Raw genomic sequence first — 19,910 nt, forward strand, 5'->3', positions numbered from 1 at the left:
TGCGCTCATGCGGCCATTGCGAAAGCCGGCACAAGCCCATAGGGCCCCTGCGTCACGGGCTGGAAACTCTCTGCACTGGCCAGCGGCCAGTAGGTACGAAAGACATTGTGCTGCGCGTCGAGCGCACCGAGCAGCGCGCCCGGCTGCACCTGCATCACCAGGTTGCTCAACAGGCGCACCTCGGTGTCGGAGATGCGGCGCACGATGTGGTGCGCGGTGATCTGCTGCGGATGGTCCAGGCCCGCGGCCTGCACCAGCTCCTGCAGCGCGTGCAGCGTGCTGCGGTGGAAGTTGCGCACGCGGTCGGCCTTGGTCGGCACCACCAGCGCCTGCTGGCGCAGCGGGTCCTGCGTGGTCACGCCGGTAGGGCAGTGGCCGGTGTGGCAGCTCTGCGCCTGGATGCAGCCCAGCGCCATCATGAAACCGCGCGCCGCGTTGCACCAGTCGGCGCCCAGCGCCATCATGCGGGCCACGTCGAAGGCGGTGATCACCTTGGCGGCGCAGCCGATCTTGATGCGGTGGCGCAGGTTCACGCCGATGAGCGTGTTGTGCACCAGCAGCAGGCCTTCCTGCAATGGCGCGCCCACGTGGTCGCTGAACTCCACCGGTGCAGCGCCCGTGCCGCCCTCGGCGCCGTCGACCACGATGAAGTCGGGCGTGATGCCCGTGGCCTGCATCGCCTTCACGATGCCGAACCATTCCCACGGATGCCCGAGACAGAACTTGAAGCCCGTCGGCTTGCCGCCCGAGAGTTCGCGCAGCTTCGCGACGAAATGCATCATCTCGGTCGGCGTGGAGAACGCGCTGTGCGAGGAGGGCGAGATGCAGTCCACGCCCACCGGCACGCCGCGGGCCGCGGCGATTTCGGCCGTGACCTTGGGAGCGGGAAGCACGCCGCCGTGGCCGGGCTTGGCGCCCTGGCTCAGCTTGATCTCGATCATCTTCACCTGCGGGTCGCGCGCGTTGGCGGTGAAGCGCTCGGCGTTGAAGGTTCCGTCGTCGTTGCGGCAGCCGAAGTAGCCCGAGCCGATTTCCCAGATCAGGTCGCCGCCGTGCACCCGGTGGTGCTGCGAGATCGAGCCCTCGCCGGTGTCGTGCGCGAAGCCGCCCATCTTGGCGCCCTGGTTGAGCGCGAGGATCGCGTTGGCCGACAGCGCGCCGAAGCTCATGGCCGAGATGTTGAAGACGCTCGCGTTGTAGGGCTGGGTACAGACCTGCGCGGGGTTCGCACCGGACGGCTGCGGCGTGCCGCCGATCACGATGCGGAAGTCGTGGTTCGCGAGCTTGGTCGGCTGCATCGAGTGGTTGATCCACTCGTAGCCCGCAATCGTCACGTTCAGCTGCGTGCCGAACGGCCGGTTGTCCGGCTCGCCCTTGGCGCGCTGGTAGACCAGCGAGCGCTGCGCGCGCGAGAAGGGCGCCGCTTCGGAGTCGCTCTCGATGAAGTACTGGCGCATCTCGGGCCGGATGAATTCCAGCAGAAAGCGCAGGTGGCCGATGACCGGGTAGTTGCGCAGGATCGCGTGGCGCGGCTGTCGCAGGTCGTGGATGCCGGTACCTGTGAGTACCGCGAAGACCACCACGCCGGTCCAGGCGAGCCAGAGGTGCGGCGACACCAGCACGAAGGCCAGGCAGGCGAGCAGGCCGACCACGCACAAGGCAAAGGCGCTGTAGCGCGCCGGAAACGGAATAATCGTGGGCATAGAAATAGATGACTCCGGGAGCCTGCTGCATCATAGAGGGCTGCCCCGAACCTGCCATGACGACTTCCCCCGACACCCCACAGACCCCCCTTACGCCCGCGACGCCCGCCCAGGAACCCCTGGGCCCCGACGATTTCGACGCCCTGGACACCGCGCTGGACGCCATGCGCGAGCACGACGAGGAGATTCCCCAGTGGGAGTTCTGCGAGGGCTTCATGGCCGCGCTGATCTGCACCCGCCGGGCCATCGAACCCGCCGAATACTGGCCCGTGCTGCTGGGCGACGGCTTCGTTGCCGCCCAGCACATGGAATTCGTCTGGAACTGGAAGCGCCGCTGGCGCGAGATCGAAGAGGGCCTGGACGCCCCCGTCGAGACGCTGGACGACGAGCGCAGCTGGCAGCCCGAGGTGCTGGACACCCGCGGCGCCATCGCCTCGCTGCCCGAGGAAGAGCGCGCCGAGGTGGCCGGGGAAGAGATTCCCTCGTTCGCCCAGGTCTGGGCGCTCGGCTTCATGTACGCCGTCGAGAACTGGCCCGAGGACTGGGCCACCCCGCGCGACAAGGACGCCGCGCAGATGCTCGATGACGCGCTGGACAACATCGTCGCGCTCACCGAAGACGACACCGCCAAGCCCACGCTCTCGATGTACAGCGACGACGCGCCGCCCAGCGTGAGCCAGCAGCGGCTGGACGACTTCGGCGCCGCGATCTGGGCGGTGTATGACCTGCGCCAGCTCTGGAAGAGCCTGGGGCCGAAGGTCGAGACGATCCGCAAGGAAGCGACGCCGGGCCGCAACGATCCGTGTCCCTGCGGAAGCGGAAAAAAGTACAAGAAGTGCCACGGTGCCGCCTAGCACCGGTCCGGACGGCGCCGCGCCCCTGACGTCGCGCGCCGCCTGGGTGATGGTCCTGGCGCTCTGCGCCGGGGTCGCACTCAGCCAGGCCTTCCGCACGGTCGGCGCCATCATGGCGAGCCCGCTGCAGACCGACTTCAAGCTCTCCGCCCAGGCCCTCGGAATTTTCTCGGGGGCTTTTCATTTCGCCTTCGGCGCGATGCAGCTCTTCATGGGCATCGGCATCGATCTGCACGGCGTGCGCCGCACGGTGCTCGTGGCCTTTCCGATCGCCATCGCGGGCGCATTGCTCTCGGCGGTGTCGTCCAGCTATCTCGTGCTGGTCGCGGGGCAGGCGTTGATCGGCGTGGGCTGCGCGCCGGCCTTTCTCGTGTGCACCGTCTTCATCGCGCGGCACTTTCCAGCGGCGCGCTTCGCGCCCGTGTCGGGCATGGTGCTGGCCATCGGCGGCATCGGCATGCTGGCCACCGGCACGCCGCTCGCGTGGCTGGTCGAGGCGTATTCGTGGCGCGCGGGTTTCCTCGTGCTGGCCGTTGCCGCGGCGCTCGCGTGGCTCGCGATCTGGTACTGGGTGCATGAGCCCGCTCCGGCCGCGCCGCAGGTGAAAGAGTCGATCCCCGAGGCGATCCGCCAGTTCGGCGCGCTGTTCGCGATGCCGCACACGCTGGGCATCATGGTGCTCGGCGCGGTCACGTATGCCGCCTTCATCTCGCTGCGGGGCTTGTGGCTCGGGCCGCTGATGATGGAGCGCCACGGTTACTCGCTGGTGCAGAGCGGCAACGTCGCGCTCGCGGTGTCGGTGATCTCGCTCGTCGGCGCGCCACTGTTCGGGCGGCTGGACCGCGACGGCGCCGCGCGCCGCCGCTGGATCGTGATCTGCGGGCTGGTCTACGCCGCGCTCTTCGCGCTCATCGCCGTGCTGCACTCGGCGTGGCTCGACATCTTCGGCATGGTGCTGATCGGCGTGCTCTCGGGCTTCATCGTGTGGCAGTACGCCGACGTGCGCGTGGCGTATCCCGTGACGCTCACCGGGCGCGCGATGGCCGTCTTCACGATGGCGATGTTCCTGGGCGTCGCGCTGATGCAGTGGGGCACCGGTGTCGCGGCGTCCATTGCGGCGGCGCACGGCGGCGATCCGCTCACGGCCGTGCTGGCCACCATCGCCACCTTGCTGGTGCTGGGCATCGCGGCCTTCGCGTGGCTGCCCGCGCCGAAGGCCGTGACCGTCAGATCTTGAAGGCGCGCTGAATATCCGGCCGCACGAGGTCGGCGTATTCACGGTGCTTGCGGATGTACCCCGCGATGAACTGGCACACCGGGATCACATGCAGCCCCTTCGTGCGTGCCTCGCCCAGCACGTGCTTGGCGATGCCCGAACCCACGCCCTTGCCTTCGAATTCAGGCAGCACCTCGGTGTGCGTGAACATGATCGCGTCGGTCAGCAGGTTGTATTCGGCGTAGCCCGCGAGCTGGCCGTCGATGGAGGCTTCGTAGCGGTGGGCCGCTTCGTTGGAGGTGAAGACGATGTCGTTGCTCATGAGGGTTGGCTCGAAAGAAATTTGGAAAGATTGCCGGCCGCCGTGGCGCGCACCTTGTTGCGCAGCATCGGCGTCCAGCCCAGCAGAAGGCCCGGCGTTCCGAGCGCCTGGCGCGACCAGGTCCAGAACGGGAAGGTGTCGCGGTGCGTGGCGATCAGCCCCTCGGGCGTGAAGGTGAAGCGCGCGTCGATGCTGTTGTCCACCAGCCGGCCCGTGGCGCTGAAGCGGTAGTGCGCGTCCCAGTGGGCGCTGCCCGTGGTGTCGTCGGCCTGCACGTCGCGAAAGGTCATGCGCCACACGTCCGCGCCCTTGGCCTTGGTGGCGGTGGCCAGCATGCGCCACATGCCGCCCACCTCGCGCCGGCCGCTGAGGGAAAAGGCCTCGTCGTCGAACACCGCATCGGGCGCGTAGCAGGCCTCCATGGTGGCGGCGTCGAGCTTGGCGAACGCGCTGTAGAAGCGCTCGATGGTCTGGGCATTGGTGGCTGCTGTCATGAGGCCTCTTGGAGTTATCGGGGGAGATTCGGGAGCTTCTCAGGAGCTGTCAGATCGACGCCGGGATGTTGCGCGCGAGGAAATCATAGACCGCGCGGATGCGCCGGTCGGTGCGGATCTCCCTGTGCACCGCGAGCCAGACCGGCAGCGACGGGATCTTCAGCTGCGGCAGCACGCGCTGCACCTGGCTGTCGGTGCGCGCGAGCGATTCGCTCACGAAGCCGATGCCCATGCCCTGGCGCAGCGCCTCCCAGTAGGCGCCCATGTCGTCGGTGCGAAAACAGAAGTCCTCGCGCTGCAGCGGCGTGCCCAGCTGCGCGGACATGCGAACGATGGTGTCGATGCGGTCGTAGCCCAGCACGTCGTGCCGCAGCAGCTCGGCCGTCTGGCGCGGCGTTCCGCGGCGGCGCAGGTAGTCGACATGGGCGAAGGCGCCGAGCGCGAAGCGCCCGATGCGCCGCGCCACCACCGTGGCCGTGGTGGGCTGGGTCATGCGGATCGCGATGTCGGCCTCGCGCCGCAGGAGGTTGCTGACCTCGTTGGTCGAGACCAGTTCGACCTGGATCTCCGGCAGCTCCTGGCGCATGCGCACCAGCAGGGCGGGCAGCATCTGGCGCGCCGTGGCCTGGCTGGCCGAGATGCGCACCGTGCCCGCGGTGGTCGTGTTGGCGCCCGACACGCTGCGCGACAGCGAGACCGCACCGCTTTCCATGGCGCGCGCCGACTCGGCCAGCCGCGCGGCCATGGCCGTGGGCCGCAGGCCCCGGCCGGTGCGCTCGAACAGCACCACGCCCAGTTGGGTCTCGAGCTCGGCGATGTGCCGCCCCAGCGTCGGCTGGCTCGCACCCAGCGCGCGCGACGCGGCCAGGAGACTGCCGTGGTCGAGCGCGGCCAGGAAGGCACGCACCAGTCGCCAGTCGAAATCCAGGTTGCTGTCCAGGCCCACGTATTCAGTTCCGCATAGCAGGTATCAAAAGTTGACGCATTGTGAATTGAAAGGCGTCTTTCGATAATGCCGGCAATGGATGAACGAAGAAACTTTGTCCGGCTGCTGGGAGGCGGTGTGGTGGTGGCGGCAGGCGCGGTGGCTCTGGCAACCTGGTGGCTGCACTCCGACATCCCGGCGGCCGCACTCGAGATATGGAACGGCCCCGGCAACGAGCCCGACGCGCGCAAGCGCGCCGTGGCCTACGCGGTCACCGCGCCCACCGCGTACAACTGCCAGCCCTGGCTGGTGGACCTGCGCGAGCCCGATGCCATCGTTCTCTACTGCGACCGCGAGCGCCTGCTGCCCGAGACCGACCCCTATGGCCGCCAGGCCCTCATCGGCCATGGCGCCTTCATCGAGCTGCTCGTGATGGCGCTCGCGCAGCAGGGCATCCTGGCCAGCGTGCAGCTGTGGCCGCAGGGCGAACTGCCGAGCGAGCCGCGGCACTGGCCGCACATCCCGGTGGCGCGGCTGCGGCTGTCGGGCGGCGGCGCGCCCGATCCGCTCTTTGCGCAGGTGCTCAGGCGCCGCACGCCGAAACAGCGTTTCGATACCGGCCGGCCGGTATCGACCGACATGCTGCAGGGGCTCACCGCCATCGCGCCCGCGGGCGGCACGGTGCGGGCCGACGGCACGGTGGACATGCCCCGCGTGCGGGTGCTGCGCAAGCTCTGCGCGGCGGCCGCGCGCGTGGAAATCACCACGCCCGGCACCGCGCTGGAAAACCTGCGGATGCTGCGCGTCGGGCCGCAGGAGATCCTGGAGCACCGCGACGGTTTCTCGCGCAACGACCCGGCGCTGCGCCTGGCGATCGCGCTGGGGCAGTTCGACCGCAACGTGCCCGCCCCGGAAGACAGCGACTCGTTCAAGGAGACCCTCCAGGTGTTCGAGGACCAGGCCCACACGGCCATGGGCTTCGTCTGGCTCAGCACGCGCGGCAACAGCCGCACCGACCAGATCGCCGCGGGCCGCGCCTATGTGCGCCAGCAGCTGCGCGCCACCGACCTCGGCGTGGGCCTGCACCCGATGAGCCAGCCGCTGGAGGAGTTCGCCGAGATGGCGCCGCACCACGCGGCGGTGCACGACCTGCTGCTGGGCGCGGAGCCCCCGCGCAATGCGCGCAGCCAGACGCTGCAGATGATGTGCCGCCTGGGCTACCCGATGGCGTCGGTGCCTGCAGCGCCGCGCCGCGCGGTCAGCGACTTCATGCTGGCCTGAGCCCGAGCCTGATGGATGCGGCGGGGCTTATTCGCCCAGCAGCTCCACCAGCGTCTGCAGCGCGTAGTGCACCGTGGCCGCGCGTACCGTGGCGCGGTCGCCGTCGAAGCGGCGGCGCTCGGTGCGCAACTGTCCGTCGACCGACCAGCCGAACCACACCGTGCCGACCGGTTTTTCGGGCGTGCCGCCCGTGGGGCCGGCGATGCCGGTCACCGCGATGGCCGCGCGGGACGGCGCCGAGCGCGCGATGGCGCCCGTGGCCATGGCGCGCGCCACTGGCTCGCTGACCGCGCCGTGGGCATCGATCAGCGCCGCATCGACGCCCAGCACCTCGGTCTTTGCCGCGTTGGAGTAGGTGATGAAGCCGCGCTCGAACCACGCGCTGGAGCCGGCCAGCTCGGTGCAGGCCGCGGCGATCAGGCCGCCGGTGCAGCTCTCGGCGGTGCAGAGCATCCAGCCTTTTTTCAGCAGCCGTTCGGCCACGGCCGCAACGAGTGCGGGGGTGTCCTGGTCGGGGAGCGACGACAACGTCGAAGAAGAATCCATAGGGTTCACCACGCGCGCCAGAGCGCAATGACCAGGAGCGTGCAGAAGGCCGCCACCAGGTCGTCCAGGATGATGCCGAAGCCCGCGCGCCACCAGCGCACCTGGGTGGCGTCGCGCTGCTTGAACAGCGCATCGGCCCAGGCCACCGGGCCGGGCTTGGCGGCATCGAAGAATCGGAACAGGCCAAAGGCAATGACCTGCGCGAAGAGCCCGGCCGGCGTGACCAGCCAGAGCACGATCCAGAAGGCGACCACCTCGTCCCACACGATGGCGCCGGGGTCGGCCAGGTTCATGTCGCGCGCCGTCACCGTGCAGGCCCACCAGCCGATGGGGAGCGAGGCCAGGATGATCCAGCCGATGGTGGCCGGCGTGAACCACAGCTGCATCACCGCGAAGGCGACCCAGGCCCAGAGCGTGCCCACGGTGCCGGGCGCGAAACGCGGCAGGCCCGAGCCGAAACCCAGCGCGATGGCGTGCGCCGGGTGCCCGAACAGAAAGCGCAGGGTGGGGCGGCGGATCGAGGGTTGCGGCATGGCGCCGGAAGCGGTGGCGTGGGAAGAAGAAGAAGGGGAAGCGGCTTGCATCAGGCCCGAAGTGTCGCGCATCCGGGCGCCGGTTCACTCGGGCGGTGGATTTTATTTATCAAAGCAATAACTTGTTTAATTCAATGGCGGCGCCTAGTATCCGGGCTCCTTTCCAGTCTTTCGGGTCCGCCATGCCGCCTGCCGCTTCTTCCTCCACCGATCCTTCCTCGATGCCGCCGCCGGCCACGGCCGGATGGGGCGAACTCTTCACCGGCCGCAACGGCTGGCGCGCGCTGGCGCTCACCGGGGGCGTCGCGCTGCACGCGGTCAACGTCCACATCGTGACCACGGTGCTGCCTTCGGTGGTGCGCGAGATCGGCGGGCTCGACTGGTACGCATGGAGCACCACGCTCTTCGTGGTGGGCTCGATCCTCGGGGCCACGCTGTCGGTGCGGCTGCTCGCGGTGCTGGGCCCGCGCGGCGCATGCCTTGCGGCGCTGGCCGTGTTCACCGCCGGTTCGATGGGTTGCGCGCTCGCGCCGGCGATGCACTGGATGCTCGCCGGCCGCACGGTGCAGGGGCTGGGCGGCGGCCTGCTGGCGGCGCTGAGCTATGCGTTGATCCAGCTGGTGTTCGCGCAACGGCTGTGGCCGCGTGCCGTGGCGCTGGTCTCGGGGATGTGGGGCGTTGCCACGCTGTGCGGGCCGGCCGTGGGCGGACTGTTTGCCGAGGCCGGGCACTGGCGCTGGGCCTTCTGGTTCCTGCTGCCAGTGGCCGCGGCGCAGGCGCTGCTGGTCGTGGTGCAACTGCGGCCCGGCGCCGGCGTGCGTCATTCAAGGCCGGCGACCATGCCGCGCATTCCGGCGCTGCAGATCGGCTTGCTGGCCGCCTCGGTGCTGGTGATTGCCGCGAGCGGGCTCCTGCCCGACCTGGCGTTGCAGGCGGCCGGCGTGGTGCTGGGCCTGGCCATCGGCGTCGTCGCCACGCGCATCGACCGCCAGGCCACGGTGCGGCTGCTGCCGGGCGGCGCGTATGTGTCGAGCGCGCCGCTGGGCGCCATCTACGCCAGCGTCGCGCTGCTGCTGATCGGCACCACCACCGAGATCTTCGTGCCGTACTTCCTGCAACTGCTGCACGGCCATTCGCCGCTCGCCGCGGGCTACCTCACGGCAGCGATGGCCGGCGGCTGGAGCGCGGGTTCGCTGCTGTCGTCGGGGCGCAGTGGCGCGGGGGCCGACCGCATGCTGCGGGCCGGTCCCGTGGCCTGCACGCTGGGGCTCGTGGCGCTCGCGCTGCTGCTGCCGTTCCCCGGGGTTCCGGGCGCGGGCCTGGAGACCGTGCTGGTTGCCGCGGCGCTGGCGACCGTCGGACTGGGCGTGGGCGTCGGCTGGCCGCACCTGGTGACGCGCGTGCTGTCCCTGGCGCCCAAGGGCGAGGAGGGGCTGGCCTCCGCCTCGATCACCACGATCCAGCTCTACGGCATGGCCGTGGGCGCCGCGGTGGCGGGGCTGGTGGCCAATGCGGCGGGGCTCACGCTGCCGGGCGGTGTCCAGGGCGCGCGGTCGGCCGCGGCGTGGCTGTTCGCGAGCTTTGCGCTCGCCCCCGCGCTGGCCGTGTGGCTGGCCTACCGGGTCGTGGCTGCACGGCGCGGCTAGACGCTCAAGCGGCGGCGACGACGCCTTCCCAGGCCAGCGCCCGCTTGCGCTCGCGCACCCGCTTGGCATCGCCGCGCAGGATGGCCACCAGGTCGTACACGTCGAACGGCAGGTGCGCGCCGCGCCAGGCGACGTGCTGGTCCGCGCGGCACAGCACCAGGCGGTGCGCGTAGGCCTTGGGCACTTCCGCGGTCTCGATGTCCAGCACCGTGAGCGGCATGTTGTAAGTCTGCGCGGCGCGCTCCAGCGGCCGCACGTCCACGCTGCGGTCGAAGCGCAGCAGCGTGTAGCCGGGGCCGAATGCGTCGTAGAGCGAGCGGCCGTCGGCCAGCCAGAAGTGCGGCGCGCGGCAACCCGGCACGGTGGAGGGCGTGAAGTCGCCCATCGAGTAGGGCGGCGCGGTGTGCTCGCCGTCCGCGATGATGATCGGCGAGCCGGTGTAGAAGTAGCCGAAGTTCAGCCCGGCGCAGCAGAACTGCTGCACGTTGAGCGCGTAGGCCTCGCTGCCGATGTCCGCGCGCAGCGCCTCGCCCTCGGGGCCGGGCGCCTCGATGTTCTGCGGCACGGCGCGGCGCGCGCGGATCATCTTCTGCGCGTGGTCCATCGCGAAGTTCGACACCTGCTCGGTGATCGGCTGGCGCTCGGCCTCGTAGGCGTCCAGCATGGCCTCGTCGCCCCAGCCCTGCACGCAGGCGCCCAGCAGCCACGAGAGATTGAGCGCATCCGCGATGCCCGCGTTCATGCCGTAGCCCGCATACGGCACCCACAGGTGCGCCGCATCGCCCGCAAGGAACACGCGGCCCTCTCGGAAGCGGTTGGCCACCAGGCGGCGGCCGATCCAGTCTTCCTTGCTGATGACCTCGTAGGAGAAATCGGGGCCCACGCCCAGGATGTCGCGCAGCGCCTGGTCGCGGTCGACCGAATCGAACTCGGGCTCCTCGGCGTTCAGGTGGTTGTGCACCAGCCAGGTCTCATGCCCGTCGATGGCGAACATCGTGCCGCAGCGGCGAGGGTTCATCGCGTAATACGACCACGCGGGCTTGCCGGGAATCATGGCGCGCAGCTGCGGCGCGCGGATGAAGGTGGACTGCACGCGCTGGATGACGGCCGTGCCCTCCAGCTTGGCGCCGATCTGCTTTCGCACCGCCGAGCTGCCGCCGTCGCAGCCCACCATGTAGCGGCAGCGGATGCTGCGCGTGACGCCGCTGTCCATCTCGGTGGCGATGGCGGTCACGCCGCCCTCGTCCTGCGTGAAGCCCGCGAACTGCGTGCGGTTGAGCAGCTGCACGCCCGGCAGCGCCGCCGTGTGCTTCAGCAGGATGGGCTCCAGGTAGATCTGGTTGATGCGGTGCGGCGGCTCGGGCGTGGGCCACCAGGCGTCGGGGCCCTCGGTCTCGGTGTAGCGGTCGCGCCGGCACGGAATGGGAATGCGCGTGAGCTCGGCGCCCGTCACGGTGGTGCGAAAGACCACGTCGTTGGGGTAGTCCGCGGGCAGCCCCGCATCGCGCAGCTTCTGCGCCACGCCCAGGCGCCGGAACTGCTCCATGGTGCGCGAGGCCACGTGGTTGCACTTCACGTTCGGCGGCTCGGCGAAACGGCGCGTCTCGCAGATGATCACCGAGACGCCGCGCGAGGCCAGGTCCATGGCCAGCGTGAGGCCCACGGGGCCTGCGCCGATGATGAGGACGTCGGCCTTCAATGGGGTGTCGTTCATTGTTCGTGCTTGCCTGTCTCTGTCTCTGGTCTGTCGGGCCTGTCGGGTCTGTCAGTCGAGCCGGATGTTGGCGACCTGGATCACCTTGGCCCACTTCTTCGTCTCGCTGCGGATGTAGGCCTCGAAGGCCTCGGTCGAACTCGGTGCGGGCTCCGCGCCGAGGTTGCGCATCGCGGCCTTGATCTGTTCGTCGCCGAGCGCGGCGTTGATCTCCGCGTTCAGCCGCGCCACGATGGGGGCGGGCGTTCCCGCCGGCGCCACCACGCCGAACCAGCCGGTCGAGTCGTAGCCCGGCAGGCCCGCCTCGGCCACGGTGGGCACGTCCGGCAGCATCGGCACGCGCTGCGCGCTGGTCACCGCGAAGGCGATCAGCTTGCCGGCCTTGATCTGCTGCAGCGACGCGGGCAGGTCGACCAGGGCCAGCTGCACCTGCCCCGCGAGCGCATCGAGCGCCGCCGGGCCCGAGCCGCGGTAGGGCACCTCGATCAGCTTCACATCGGCCATCTGCGCGAAGAGCGCGGTCGACAGGTGCATCGCGGTGCCGTTGCCGCCATGGCCCATGGAGAGCGTGCCCGGCTTCGCCTTGGCCAGCGCGATCAGTTCGGGCAGCGTGCGCGCGGGCACCGAGGGATGCCCGACGATCACGAACGGCGTGGCCGCCACCATGCCCACGGGCTTGAAGTCCTTCACCGGGTCGAAGGGCATCTGCGCATAGAGGTTCACATTGGCGGTGAGCGCGCCGGCTGCGCCCAGCCCGAGCGTGTAGCCGTCGGCCGGCGCCTTCGCCACCAGCGAAAGGCCCACGTTGCCGCCGGCGCCGGGGCGGTTGTCCACCACCACCTGCTGGCCCAGCTTCTCGTTGAGCCGGGGCACCAGCATGCGCACCACGGCATCCGCGCTGCCGCCGGGCGGAAAAGTCACCACCATGCGGATCGGGTGGGTGGGGAAATCGGGGGAGGGCGCCTGCGCCAGGGCGGTGGCGCCGAAGAGGGTGCAGGCCGTGGCCAGCAGCAATTGCCTGCGAAGCGGTTGCGCCTTGCTGGCGATCGGTGCTGTCATTGGAACTCCTTGATTGTCTTTTTACTTGGTTTGGAGCGATTGAACGCTGCGGAAATTCATTCGTAAATCGAGAAATTTCGTATCAAATATCAGTTCACCTTATGAATGAAAACTTCAGTCCTACGTTCAGCCCGACGATTCGCCAGCTGCGCGCGTTCCTCGCGGTGCACCAGTTGCGCAAGCTCAGCGCGGCCGCCCAAAGGCTCTTCGTCACGCAGTCGGCAGTGAGCATGCTGATCCGCCAGCTCGAGGAGGGGCTGGGCACGCGCCTGTTCGACCGCACCACGCGCTCGCTCAAGCCGACCGCGGCGGCCAACGAAATGCTGCCCACCGCGGAGCGCATCCTGCGCGACGTCGATTCGCTCTCGACCGGTTTTCGCGAGCTGGCCACGCTCGAGCGGGGGCGTGTCTCCCTGGCCATCACGCCCACGCTGGCCACCTTCCTCTTGCCCGCGGCGATCCGCAGCTTCAGCGAAGAGCATCCGAAAGTTCGCGTGATGGTCAACGACTGCGCGCCCGACCAGTTCATCTCGCGCATCCTCGGTGAGCACGTGGACTTCGGCATCGGCACGCCCGAGCGGCCCGGCGCCGAGGTCGAGGTGCAGCGGCTCATGCGCGACCACCTGGCGCTCGTGTGCAGGAACGACCATCCCCTGGCCAAGGCGCGCGTGGTGCGATGGATCGACCTGGGCGGCCACCCCGTCATCACCGTGCGCCCCGGCTACGGCGTGCGCCCGCTGATCGACGGCACCGCGGCGGATGCGGGCGTGGCGCTGGACGTGGTGAACGAGGTGTCCTTTCTCTCCACGGCGCTCTGGATGACGGCCAGCGGCATGGGCGCATCGATCATGCCCTCGGCCTTCGCGCGCGATGCGAACGATCCGTCGCTGGTGGTCAAGGTGCTCAGCGCGCCGCGGGTCTCCCGCGACATCTCGGTGGTCACCAAGCGCGGCCACTCGCTGTCGGTCGCGGCGCGTGCGCTGATCGATGCCATCAAGCGCTCTCTATAATTTTTCGATTCATACCAATCGGGGAGGGCCTGTCCCATGAGAGCTTTCGTTCAACGCATGGGCGCCCTGTCGCTCGTCCTGGCCTTGGGCCTCGCGCTCGCGGCCTGCGGCAACAAGGAGGCCGAGCAGCGCACCGCCTTCATCGAGTTCCTGCAGACCCGCGTGCTCGACAAGCCGGGCCTGCGCGTGCCGTCGCCGAACGAGGAGCAGAAGAAATCGTTCGGCGATTACGCGCAGCATTACGCGGTGATCACCGATTTCAACGAAGGCATGAACAAGTCGGTGAGCCAGCCGATGGGCGATGTCATGGCCAAGGGCGCGCTGCGCTCCATCGGCGACCTGGCCACGCGCCGCGACGACCTGAAGGCCGCCAAGGAGGGCCTGGCGGGCCTGCGCACCGCGCTCGACCAGCAGCTTGCCAAGGCCGATGCAGCGCGCGCGCAGTTGAAGCAACCCGACGACCTGAAGCAGGTCTACGACAAGGCCTACGAGAAGACCGTCTCGGCGCCGGCGGCCACCTTCAAGGAAGTGTTCCCCGCGCTGGACACCACGTTCGACGGCGCGCTGGCCGTGGGCGATTTCCTGCAGCAGAACAAGTCGAAGATCCAGATCTCGGGCGCCTCGGTCACCGTGACCGATCCGGCCGTGCAGGCCGAGCTCAACAAGATGCTGCAGAACCTCAATGGCCAGTCCGCTGCCATCAACGCCGCGCAGCGCAAGATGCAGGCGATGGTGCGCGGGAGCTGATCAGACGAAGTGATCGAACGAGCCGAAGCGCTGCGCCACCTGTGCGCCGTTCGCGTCCACGATGCGAAGGCCCGCTCCGGCCTCGATGCGGCCGATGCGCGTCACGCGCGTGGCGCTGTCCTTGCCGGCCTGCTCGACCGCGGCGCGCGCCGAGGGCGGCGCGGTGAACACCAGCTCGTAGTCGTCGCCGCCTGACAGCGCGCAGGTGCGCAGCATCTCGGTGCCCAGGCCTGCTGTGCCCGCCGCCGCAACCGTGCCGACGGCCGCATCCACATCGAGCGTGGCACCGACCCGGCTCGACCCGAGGATGTGGCCCAGGTCGCCGACCAGCCCGTCGCTCACATCCACGGCCGACGAGGCGATGCCGCGCAATGCCTGCCCCAGCGCCACGCGCGGCGTGGGTTGCTCCATGCGCATGCGGGCCTGTGCGAACACGTCGGCAGGCAACGCGATCGTGCCGCGGAACACTTCGAGCGCCAGCCGCGCATCGCCCAGCGTGCCGCTGACCCAGATGTCGTCGCCGGCGCGCGCGCCCGAGCGCAGCAGGGCCGCGCCGGCGGGCACTTCGCCGAAGACCGTGATGCAGAGGTTGAGCGGGCCGCGCGTGGTGTCGCCGCCCACGAGCTCGCAGCCGTGTTCGTCCGCGAGCGCGAAGAGGCCGCGCGAGAAGCCCTCAAGCCAGTGCTCGTCAATGCCCGGCAGCGCGAGCGCGAGCGTGAAGGCCAATGGCCTGGCACCGCAGGCCGCCAAGTCGCTGAGGTTCACCGCCAGCGCCTTGTGGCCCAGCCGTGCGGGCTCGACGGTGGAGAGAAAGTGCCGCCCCTCGACCAGCATGTCGGAGGACACCGCGAGCTGCATGCCCGGCGCGGGCGCGAGCAGCGCGCAGTCGTCGCCCACGCCCAGCGGGGAGCGCGTGGCGGGACGCTTGAAATAGCGTGTGATCAGGTCGAATTCACCCATGGGGGTGGAGCATAAGGGGTGCGTGGGCAAGCGACGGGCGCATCGATTTCGTCGCGAGCTGCCTTGCAGCTTCGCCGGACCTTGCGCGCTCCGGCTAGAGTCGGGTGAAAAGAGGGAGAAATTCAGTGTCTCTAACGCTTGGTCCAGTCTTGCTGCTTTCCGGTCTTGCCATCGCGTTTGCAGCGCAAGCCGGCATCGCCCTGCATGCTTTCACGGGGAACCCGGGCAAAGGTCTTCTTTGCCTTTTCGTGCCGCTCTACGTGTACGTCTATGCGAGACGGCACAAGGTCGGGGTCTGGCTGATGCGCATCTGGTACCTGGGCATCGCCATGTTCATTGTCGGCGCCACGCTCGCTTCGTGAAGCGGGTGGTGGTAGCCGGCAGATAGCGTTCGCTCAGGCGGCACCGCGGAAGCGCAACGCGGCCTGCCGCACCACTTCGGCCAGCAACCGCTCCTTGCCCTGCTTCTCCCGCAGCCACCGCGCATCGTTGCGATTGGCTTCCACGCTGGTGCGCAGTTCGCCCAGCGCCTGCGTGGCGTTGAGCGCCTCGCTGTGCCATTCGAGCTGCGTCATCGTCATGAGGATGTGCTCGCGCAGCGGCATGTGCTGGCCGCTGGCCGGATCGACATACACCGCATCGAGCCCGAAGCGGCAGGCCTGGAAGCGGTTGTAGGTGTAGACCAGGTAGTCGTCTTCCGTCGGCTCGAAGGGCTGCTCCTGCAGGAACCACGCGGCCAGCGACTGCACGTAGCCCGCGAGCGCGGCGGCGCGCTCCACCGTGAGGGGCGTGTCGAAGACGCGGATCTCGATGGTGCCGAACTCGGGCTTGGGGCGGATGTCCCAGTAAAAGTCTTTCATGCTGCGCACGACGCCGGTGCGGGTCATGCGCTCGAAATACGCCTCGAATTCCTTCCAGCTCAGCGTGAACGGCGCGCGGCCCGAGAGCGGAAACGCGAACACCGAATTCAGGCGCGCCGAGTCGAACTGCGTGTCCTGCCCCTGCACGAACGGCGAGGAGGCCGACAGCGCGATGAAGTGCGGGATGTAGCGCGACATGCGGTGCAGCATCAGCAAGGCCGCGTCCGCATCGGGGCAGCCGATGTGCACGTGCTGGCCGAAGATGGTGAACTGCTTGGAGAGGTAGCCGTACAGCTCCGAGAGCTCGCGAAAGCGTGGCTTGTCGTAAATGCGTCGCTCGTGCCATTGCTGGAACGCATGCGTGCCGCCACCGACCACCGCGATGTTGAGCTTGTCGGCGTTCTTGATCAGCGCCTCGCGGATCGGCGAGAGCTGCTTGATCACGTCCGCCGCCGAGTGGCAGATGTCGGTGGAGATCTCGATCATGCTGGAGGTCATCTCGGGCACCACGCTGCCCGGGAGCGGCGTCTGCGCCATCAGGCGCAGCATGTCCTCGGCGTAGGGCGCCAGGTCGTAGTCGTGCGTGTTGACCAGCTGCAGCTCGAGCTCCACGCCCAGCGACAGCGCCTCCGATTTGTTGAAGGGCTCCAGCTTGACCGCGCGGCTTTCGGGGTCGGCGGCCAGCGGCGCGGAGCGCACGTCGTCGCTGTCGGGGTCGATGGTAGGGAGAGCGGTGCTCATCGCTGCGTGTCCTCGGTGGTGCTGAAGGCCTGGGGCGCCCAGGGCACCGAACTCTCGCCGACCGCGTGGATGGCCACGGTGGCGAGCACGGCGCCCACCACCTCCATCAAGAGGATCGATGGCAGGGCGACCTGCGTGATCATGGTGCCCAGCAGCGGCGACGCGGTGGCGAAATTCGATGCGATCAAGAGGGCGATCGACGACAGCGGCGACATCGCGCAGCCGACCCAGAAGGCCTGCTTCCAGCTCGCGCCGCTGCCGGGGTTGGCAATGGCCACGCCCGAGATCTTGGCGACCATGCGCACGCCGATCACGGCCAGCACCACGCTGGCCACCGGCAACGTCCAGTCGGCCTGCGCCGCCACGATGGACACCAGCACGAACATCAGCATGGTGAGCAGCGAGGCCGCGGTGCCCAGCTGCCGCTGCCACGCCCAGGGCTTGGGGTTGAGCGTTTTCAGCAGCACGCCGCCGATCAATGCCGCCAGCGGCGCCGAACCGCCGATGTGCGCGGTGAGCGCCGCGCCGGCCGCGATGAGCGCGAGCAGCAGGATCGAGGTGTTCTCGCTCGTCGGGCTCATCACGCGCAGCGCGGTGCGAAGGGCCAGCGCCATGATCGCGCCGACCACGAACGAGAGGCCCAGCACCACCGCCACCGGGTAGAGTTTCTGCAGCATGGTCTGCGGCGCGCGCTCGATGAGGCCGGCCTGCGCATAGCCGAGCGCAAGCGCATAGAAGGTGTTGAGCGTGGCCAGCGTCATCGCGCGCTCGGTGACGGGGCCCGCGGCGCGCGTGTCGATGATCACGCGGCTGAGCACCGCCGGCGAGGCGACGATGGCCATCAGCGCGATCGGGTTGGCCACCGGCTCGGGCAGGCCCAGCAGCGTGAGCACCCAGTACACGCCGAAGTAGGTGAGCGTGGCCTCCAGCAGGCTCTGCACCAGCACCATCGGGTTGTGGCGGAACCAGCGCAGCGGCAGCCGGCCGCCGGCCTCGAACAGCACCACGGCCACGCCCAGCTCAAGAAGGAACAGGCTGATGCCGCGCAGCGGCCAGATCGCGCCCTCGAAGCCGGCAAAGCCGACGACCGCGCCGACCAGCGAATAGCCGATGACCTTGGGCAGCCCCAGGTAGCGTCGCACCAGGTGGCCGGAGGCGGCCGCCGCTGCCAGCAGCAGCGACCACAGCACGGTGGGCAGGCCCGCCGAGGGGCGCACCCATTCGGACCAGAAGCCCAGCAGATCGTTGATGAAGCTCGTCAAATTCATGCAGGTAGAAAAAAGCTCACGGGGCGGCTGCGCCAGCGCGCCCAGATGGCGCTGCGGATGCGGGCGCGGTCACCCAGGCTCACGCTGTGCGCGCGCAGCGCAAGGCGGAAGGCGAAATAGAAACTCACGCTCACATTGAGCGCGCCGATCACCGGAATCGCCGCCACCGCCCACCAGAGGGCGGGCTGCTGCAGCACCGGCAGGCCCGTGGACGCCGCGGCCGCGGCGATCTGCCCGGCCGAGAGTGTCACGTGGCGCACATCCAGCCCGAGCCCGAAGAAACCCGCGAACGCGGGAAGCAGTCCGAGCATGAGTCCCAGCGAGATGTTGGAGGCGAAGCCTGAGATGTGTGTGCGCATGAAGGTGGCCCAGCGGCGAGCCCGGGCGGCACCCAGAAAGGCGCCGATGCGTGGGTTGTAACGCATGGCGGAGTCCAGGCGATGCAGGACAAAGGCGTTTTCTGTCCATCCGGCGACGATGCTGGCCGAAAACAGCAGGATGCCGGTGATTGCCGCGAAAAGCGCGGTCGGCCCGACGAGCGAGAGCGAATGCAGCGTGGCCGCGGCATGCGCCGCGTCCAGCAGCGGCCGCCCGAGCGCGTACTGCACCAGGAGCGCGAGCGCGACCATCGCCGGCACCACCACCAGCACGTTGCCCAGCACCGCGGCCACCTGCGAGCGCACGAGGTTGGCCACCTCGTCCACGAAATCGTCCACCGCTGCGTCCGCCTTGATGTCGCGCAGCCGCGCCGCGAGCGCCGGTGCCGTCATCGCGGGCTGTTTGGTGGCCAGCGTCAGGTGCAGGAGCTGGATCGCGACGAAGCTGGCCGCATACATCAGGCCCGAGGCCAGGCCCGCCCAGAAGGCCGACAGCGCGAGCGCGTAGATGCCGAATTTCAGCAGCACCGTCACGGCGGTGAGCGCGCCGCCGCCCGCGGCCTTCTTCACCATCTGCAGGTAGCTCGCGCGGTCGCGGGTGATGTAGTGCTCGCCGGTCTCGGCGCTGCGCTCGGTCACCTTGGCCGCGAGCATCGAGGAGTTCGAGGCGACCAGCGCGCGGATGCTGTTGCGCTCGCCGCCCGCGAGCACCAGCTTGCCGACCAGCCGCGCCACGCTGGGCGCGGGCACGGGCGACATCAGGCAGTCGAGCAGTTCGCGGATGCGCAGCACGCGCTCGCGCAACTGGCGCAGCCGGAACACCAGGCCCACCGAGATGCCGTTGTCCTCCAGGTGCGTGTAGACCGACGAGGCGCTGGCGCGGCAGGCGTCGAGCCGGTCGCGGAAGGCCACGAAGGCGGCCTGCAGGGCCTGGTCGCTTTCCGCGCCCGCGGGCTGCTCGAACATCTGCTCGCGCAGTTCGTCCAGGTCGGCCATCAGCGCGTGGAAAGGGCGCGCCTCGTGGTGCTCCGCGCTGATGCGCAGGCGCAGCTCGGGCGAGAAACCGGCCGCCACCACCTGGCTGCCGCAATATGTGACCGCGTCCATGACCGTGTGGCGCCAGCGCGGCGAGCCGTCGGCGTCCACCGTCGCATCGGCCAGCAGCGCGCCGATGCGGGCGAGCCGGGTCTCGTCGAGCAGCGCGATCCAGCCCGCGTCGAACACGCCGGGCAGCACCATGCGGAACAGGTCCGACGCATCGGTGGTCTCGGGCGTGCCGGGCAGGATCTTGCGGCGCAGCCGTTCGCTCAGTTCGCTCACGAATGCGGTGCGCGGTGCGAAGCCGTAGTCGGCCAGGAGCGTGGTCAGGTCGACCGACTGCGTGAACACGCGCCACCAGGCGCGCAGGCGCTCGCGCAGCTCGGGGCGCGCCTCGACGGCGTCCAGCAGCAGGGAGACGCGGCCGATGGCCGCCTGGGGCGAGGCGCGGTCGCCGCGCAGCCAGTCGAAGAGATCGATGAGCCAAATGTGGCGCTGCGCCACATCGGCCGTGGGGTCGAGGCCGGCAAGCAGCCCCTGCAAGTCGCGCGATGCGGCAGCCATGGGAGTCAGCAATTCAAGAGTGGGAACACCGCGGAACCGGCTTTGCCGGGCC

Annotated in this window: 19 protein-coding genes; 7 read left to right on the forward strand and 12 right to left on the reverse strand. The window is 69.4% G+C overall.

Going from position 1 to position 19,910, the window contains the following annotated elements:
* Positions 1-5 precede the first annotated feature (5 nt).
* Positions 6-1,703: an FMN-binding glutamate synthase family protein gene (locus BM133_RS18955; RefSeq protein WP_093436886.1), complete on the reverse strand. Its 1,698-nt coding sequence runs from the start codon at positions 1,701-1,703 to the stop codon at positions 6-8.
* A gap of 56 nt (positions 1,704-1,759) precedes the next feature.
* Between BM133_RS18955 and BM133_RS18960 the strand changes: the two genes are divergently transcribed.
* Positions 1,760-2,557, forward strand: coding sequence for a UPF0149 family protein (locus BM133_RS18960; protein ID WP_093436889.1), 798 nt, complete (start codon positions 1,760-1,762; stop codon positions 2,555-2,557).
* 49 nt (positions 2,558-2,606) lie between these two features.
* Positions 2,607-3,794 carry an MFS transporter gene (locus BM133_RS18965; protein WP_093437139.1) on the forward strand — a complete coding sequence of 396 codons (1,188 nt, stop codon included), beginning with the start codon at positions 2,607-2,609 and terminating at the stop codon, positions 3,792-3,794.
* Here the strand turns inward: BM133_RS18965 and BM133_RS18970 are convergent.
* Genes BM133_RS18970 through BM133_RS18980 form a run of 3 tightly spaced genes read right to left on the reverse strand, consistent with a single transcriptional unit; the run spans position 3,784 to position 5,535 of the window.
* Positions 3,784-4,095, reverse strand: coding sequence for a GNAT family N-acetyltransferase (locus BM133_RS18970; protein WP_093436892.1), 312 nt, complete (start codon positions 4,093-4,095; stop codon positions 3,784-3,786). The two genes, BM133_RS18965 and BM133_RS18970, sit on opposite strands and share 11 nt — an antisense overlap.
* Entirely contained in the window at positions 4,092-4,589 is a 498-nt protein-coding gene (locus tag BM133_RS18975) for a nuclear transport factor 2 family protein (RefSeq protein ID WP_093436894.1), read from the reverse strand. The genes BM133_RS18970 and BM133_RS18975 overlap by 4 nt, the downstream gene beginning before the upstream one ends.
* Before the next feature lie 49 nt (positions 4,590-4,638).
* Entirely contained in the window at positions 4,639-5,535 is an 897-nt protein-coding gene (locus BM133_RS18980; protein ID WP_093436897.1) for a LysR family transcriptional regulator, read from the reverse strand.
* A gap of 75 nt (positions 5,536-5,610) precedes the next feature.
* Between BM133_RS18980 and BM133_RS18985 the strand changes: the two genes are divergently transcribed.
* Positions 5,611-6,795 carry an Acg family FMN-binding oxidoreductase gene (locus tag BM133_RS18985; RefSeq protein WP_256219259.1) on the forward strand — a complete coding sequence of 395 codons (1,185 nt, stop codon included), beginning with the start codon at positions 5,611-5,613 and terminating at the stop codon, positions 6,793-6,795.
* 27 nt (positions 6,796-6,822) lie between these two features.
* Here the strand turns inward: BM133_RS18985 and BM133_RS18990 are convergent, their stop codons facing one another.
* Both BM133_RS18990 and BM133_RS18995 read right to left on the reverse strand, forming a co-directional pair.
* A complete protein-coding gene (locus tag BM133_RS18990) occupies positions 6,823-7,341 on the reverse strand; it encodes a CinA family protein (protein ID WP_177224871.1) in 519 nt (172 codons plus the stop codon).
* Positions 7,342-7,346: 5 nt separating this feature from the next.
* Complete coding sequence (locus BM133_RS18995; RefSeq protein ID WP_093436905.1) at positions 7,347-7,874, reverse strand: phosphatidylglycerophosphatase A family protein; 528 nt, start codon at positions 7,872-7,874, stop codon at positions 7,347-7,349.
* Between the two features lie 221 nt (positions 7,875-8,095).
* On the opposite strand from BM133_RS18995, the gene BM133_RS19000 reads away from it, so the two are divergent.
* Positions 8,096-9,520, forward strand: coding sequence for an MFS transporter (locus tag BM133_RS19000; RefSeq protein ID WP_371286347.1), 1,425 nt, complete (start codon positions 8,096-8,098; stop codon positions 9,518-9,520).
* 4 nt (positions 9,521-9,524) lie between these two features.
* Here BM133_RS19000 and BM133_RS19005 read toward each other — a convergent pair whose 3' ends face one another.
* Both BM133_RS19005 and BM133_RS19010 read right to left on the reverse strand, forming a co-directional pair.
* A complete protein-coding gene (locus BM133_RS19005; protein ID WP_093436910.1) occupies positions 9,525-11,234 on the reverse strand; it encodes an FAD-dependent oxidoreductase in 1,710 nt (569 codons plus the stop codon).
* A gap of 51 nt (positions 11,235-11,285) precedes the next feature.
* Positions 11,286-12,293, reverse strand: coding sequence for a Bug family tripartite tricarboxylate transporter substrate binding protein (locus tag BM133_RS19010; RefSeq protein WP_093436912.1), 1,008 nt, complete (start codon positions 12,291-12,293; stop codon positions 11,286-11,288).
* A gap of 101 nt (positions 12,294-12,394) precedes the next feature.
* Here BM133_RS19010 and BM133_RS19015 point away from each other — a divergent pair, with 101 nt between their 5' ends.
* Both BM133_RS19015 and BM133_RS19020 read left to right on the forward strand, forming a co-directional pair.
* The gene (locus BM133_RS19015; protein WP_093436915.1) at positions 12,395-13,303 is read left to right on the forward strand and encodes a LysR family transcriptional regulator; all 909 of its coding nucleotides are present in this window, start codon (positions 12,395-12,397) and stop codon (positions 13,301-13,303) included.
* A 36-nt stretch (positions 13,304-13,339) separates the two neighbouring features.
* Entirely contained in the window at positions 13,340-14,050 is a 711-nt protein-coding gene (locus BM133_RS19020; RefSeq protein ID WP_093436917.1) for a DUF3053 domain-containing protein, read from the forward strand.
* On the opposite strand, the gene thiL is transcribed toward BM133_RS19020, so the two are convergent.
* Positions 14,051-15,010: a thiamine-phosphate kinase gene (thiL, locus tag BM133_RS19025; protein WP_093436920.1), complete on the reverse strand. Its 960-nt coding sequence runs from the start codon at positions 15,008-15,010 to the stop codon at positions 14,051-14,053.
* Positions 15,011-15,135: 125 nt separating this feature from the next.
* On the opposite strand from thiL, the gene BM133_RS19030 reads away from it, so the two are divergent.
* Positions 15,136-15,372: a hypothetical protein gene (locus tag BM133_RS19030; RefSeq protein ID WP_093436922.1), complete on the forward strand. Its 237-nt coding sequence runs from the start codon at positions 15,136-15,138 to the stop codon at positions 15,370-15,372.
* A 33-nt stretch (positions 15,373-15,405) separates the two neighbouring features.
* Here BM133_RS19030 and BM133_RS19035 read toward each other — a convergent pair whose 3' ends face one another.
* Genes BM133_RS19035 through BM133_RS19045 form a run of 3 tightly spaced genes read right to left on the reverse strand, consistent with a single transcriptional unit; the run spans position 15,406 to position 19,858 of the window.
* The gene (locus BM133_RS19035; protein ID WP_093436925.1) at positions 15,406-16,611 is read right to left on the reverse strand and encodes a YbdK family carboxylate-amine ligase; all 1,206 of its coding nucleotides are present in this window, start codon (positions 16,609-16,611) and stop codon (positions 15,406-15,408) included.
* A complete protein-coding gene (locus BM133_RS19040) occupies positions 16,608-17,879 on the reverse strand; it encodes a cation:proton antiporter (RefSeq protein ID WP_093436928.1) in 1,272 nt (423 codons plus the stop codon). Before BM133_RS19040 ends, BM133_RS19035 begins: the two co-directional genes overlap by 4 nt.
* Entirely contained in the window at positions 17,876-19,858 is a 1,983-nt protein-coding gene (locus BM133_RS19045; protein ID WP_093436930.1) for a site-specific recombinase, read from the reverse strand. The genes BM133_RS19040 and BM133_RS19045 overlap by 4 nt, the downstream gene beginning before the upstream one ends.
* Positions 19,859-19,910: the final 52 nt, after the last annotated feature.

Origin of the sequence: Variovorax sp. 770b2 (assembly GCF_900115685.1) — a bacterium.
GTDB lineage: Bacteria > Pseudomonadota > Gammaproteobacteria > Burkholderiales > Burkholderiaceae_C > Variovorax.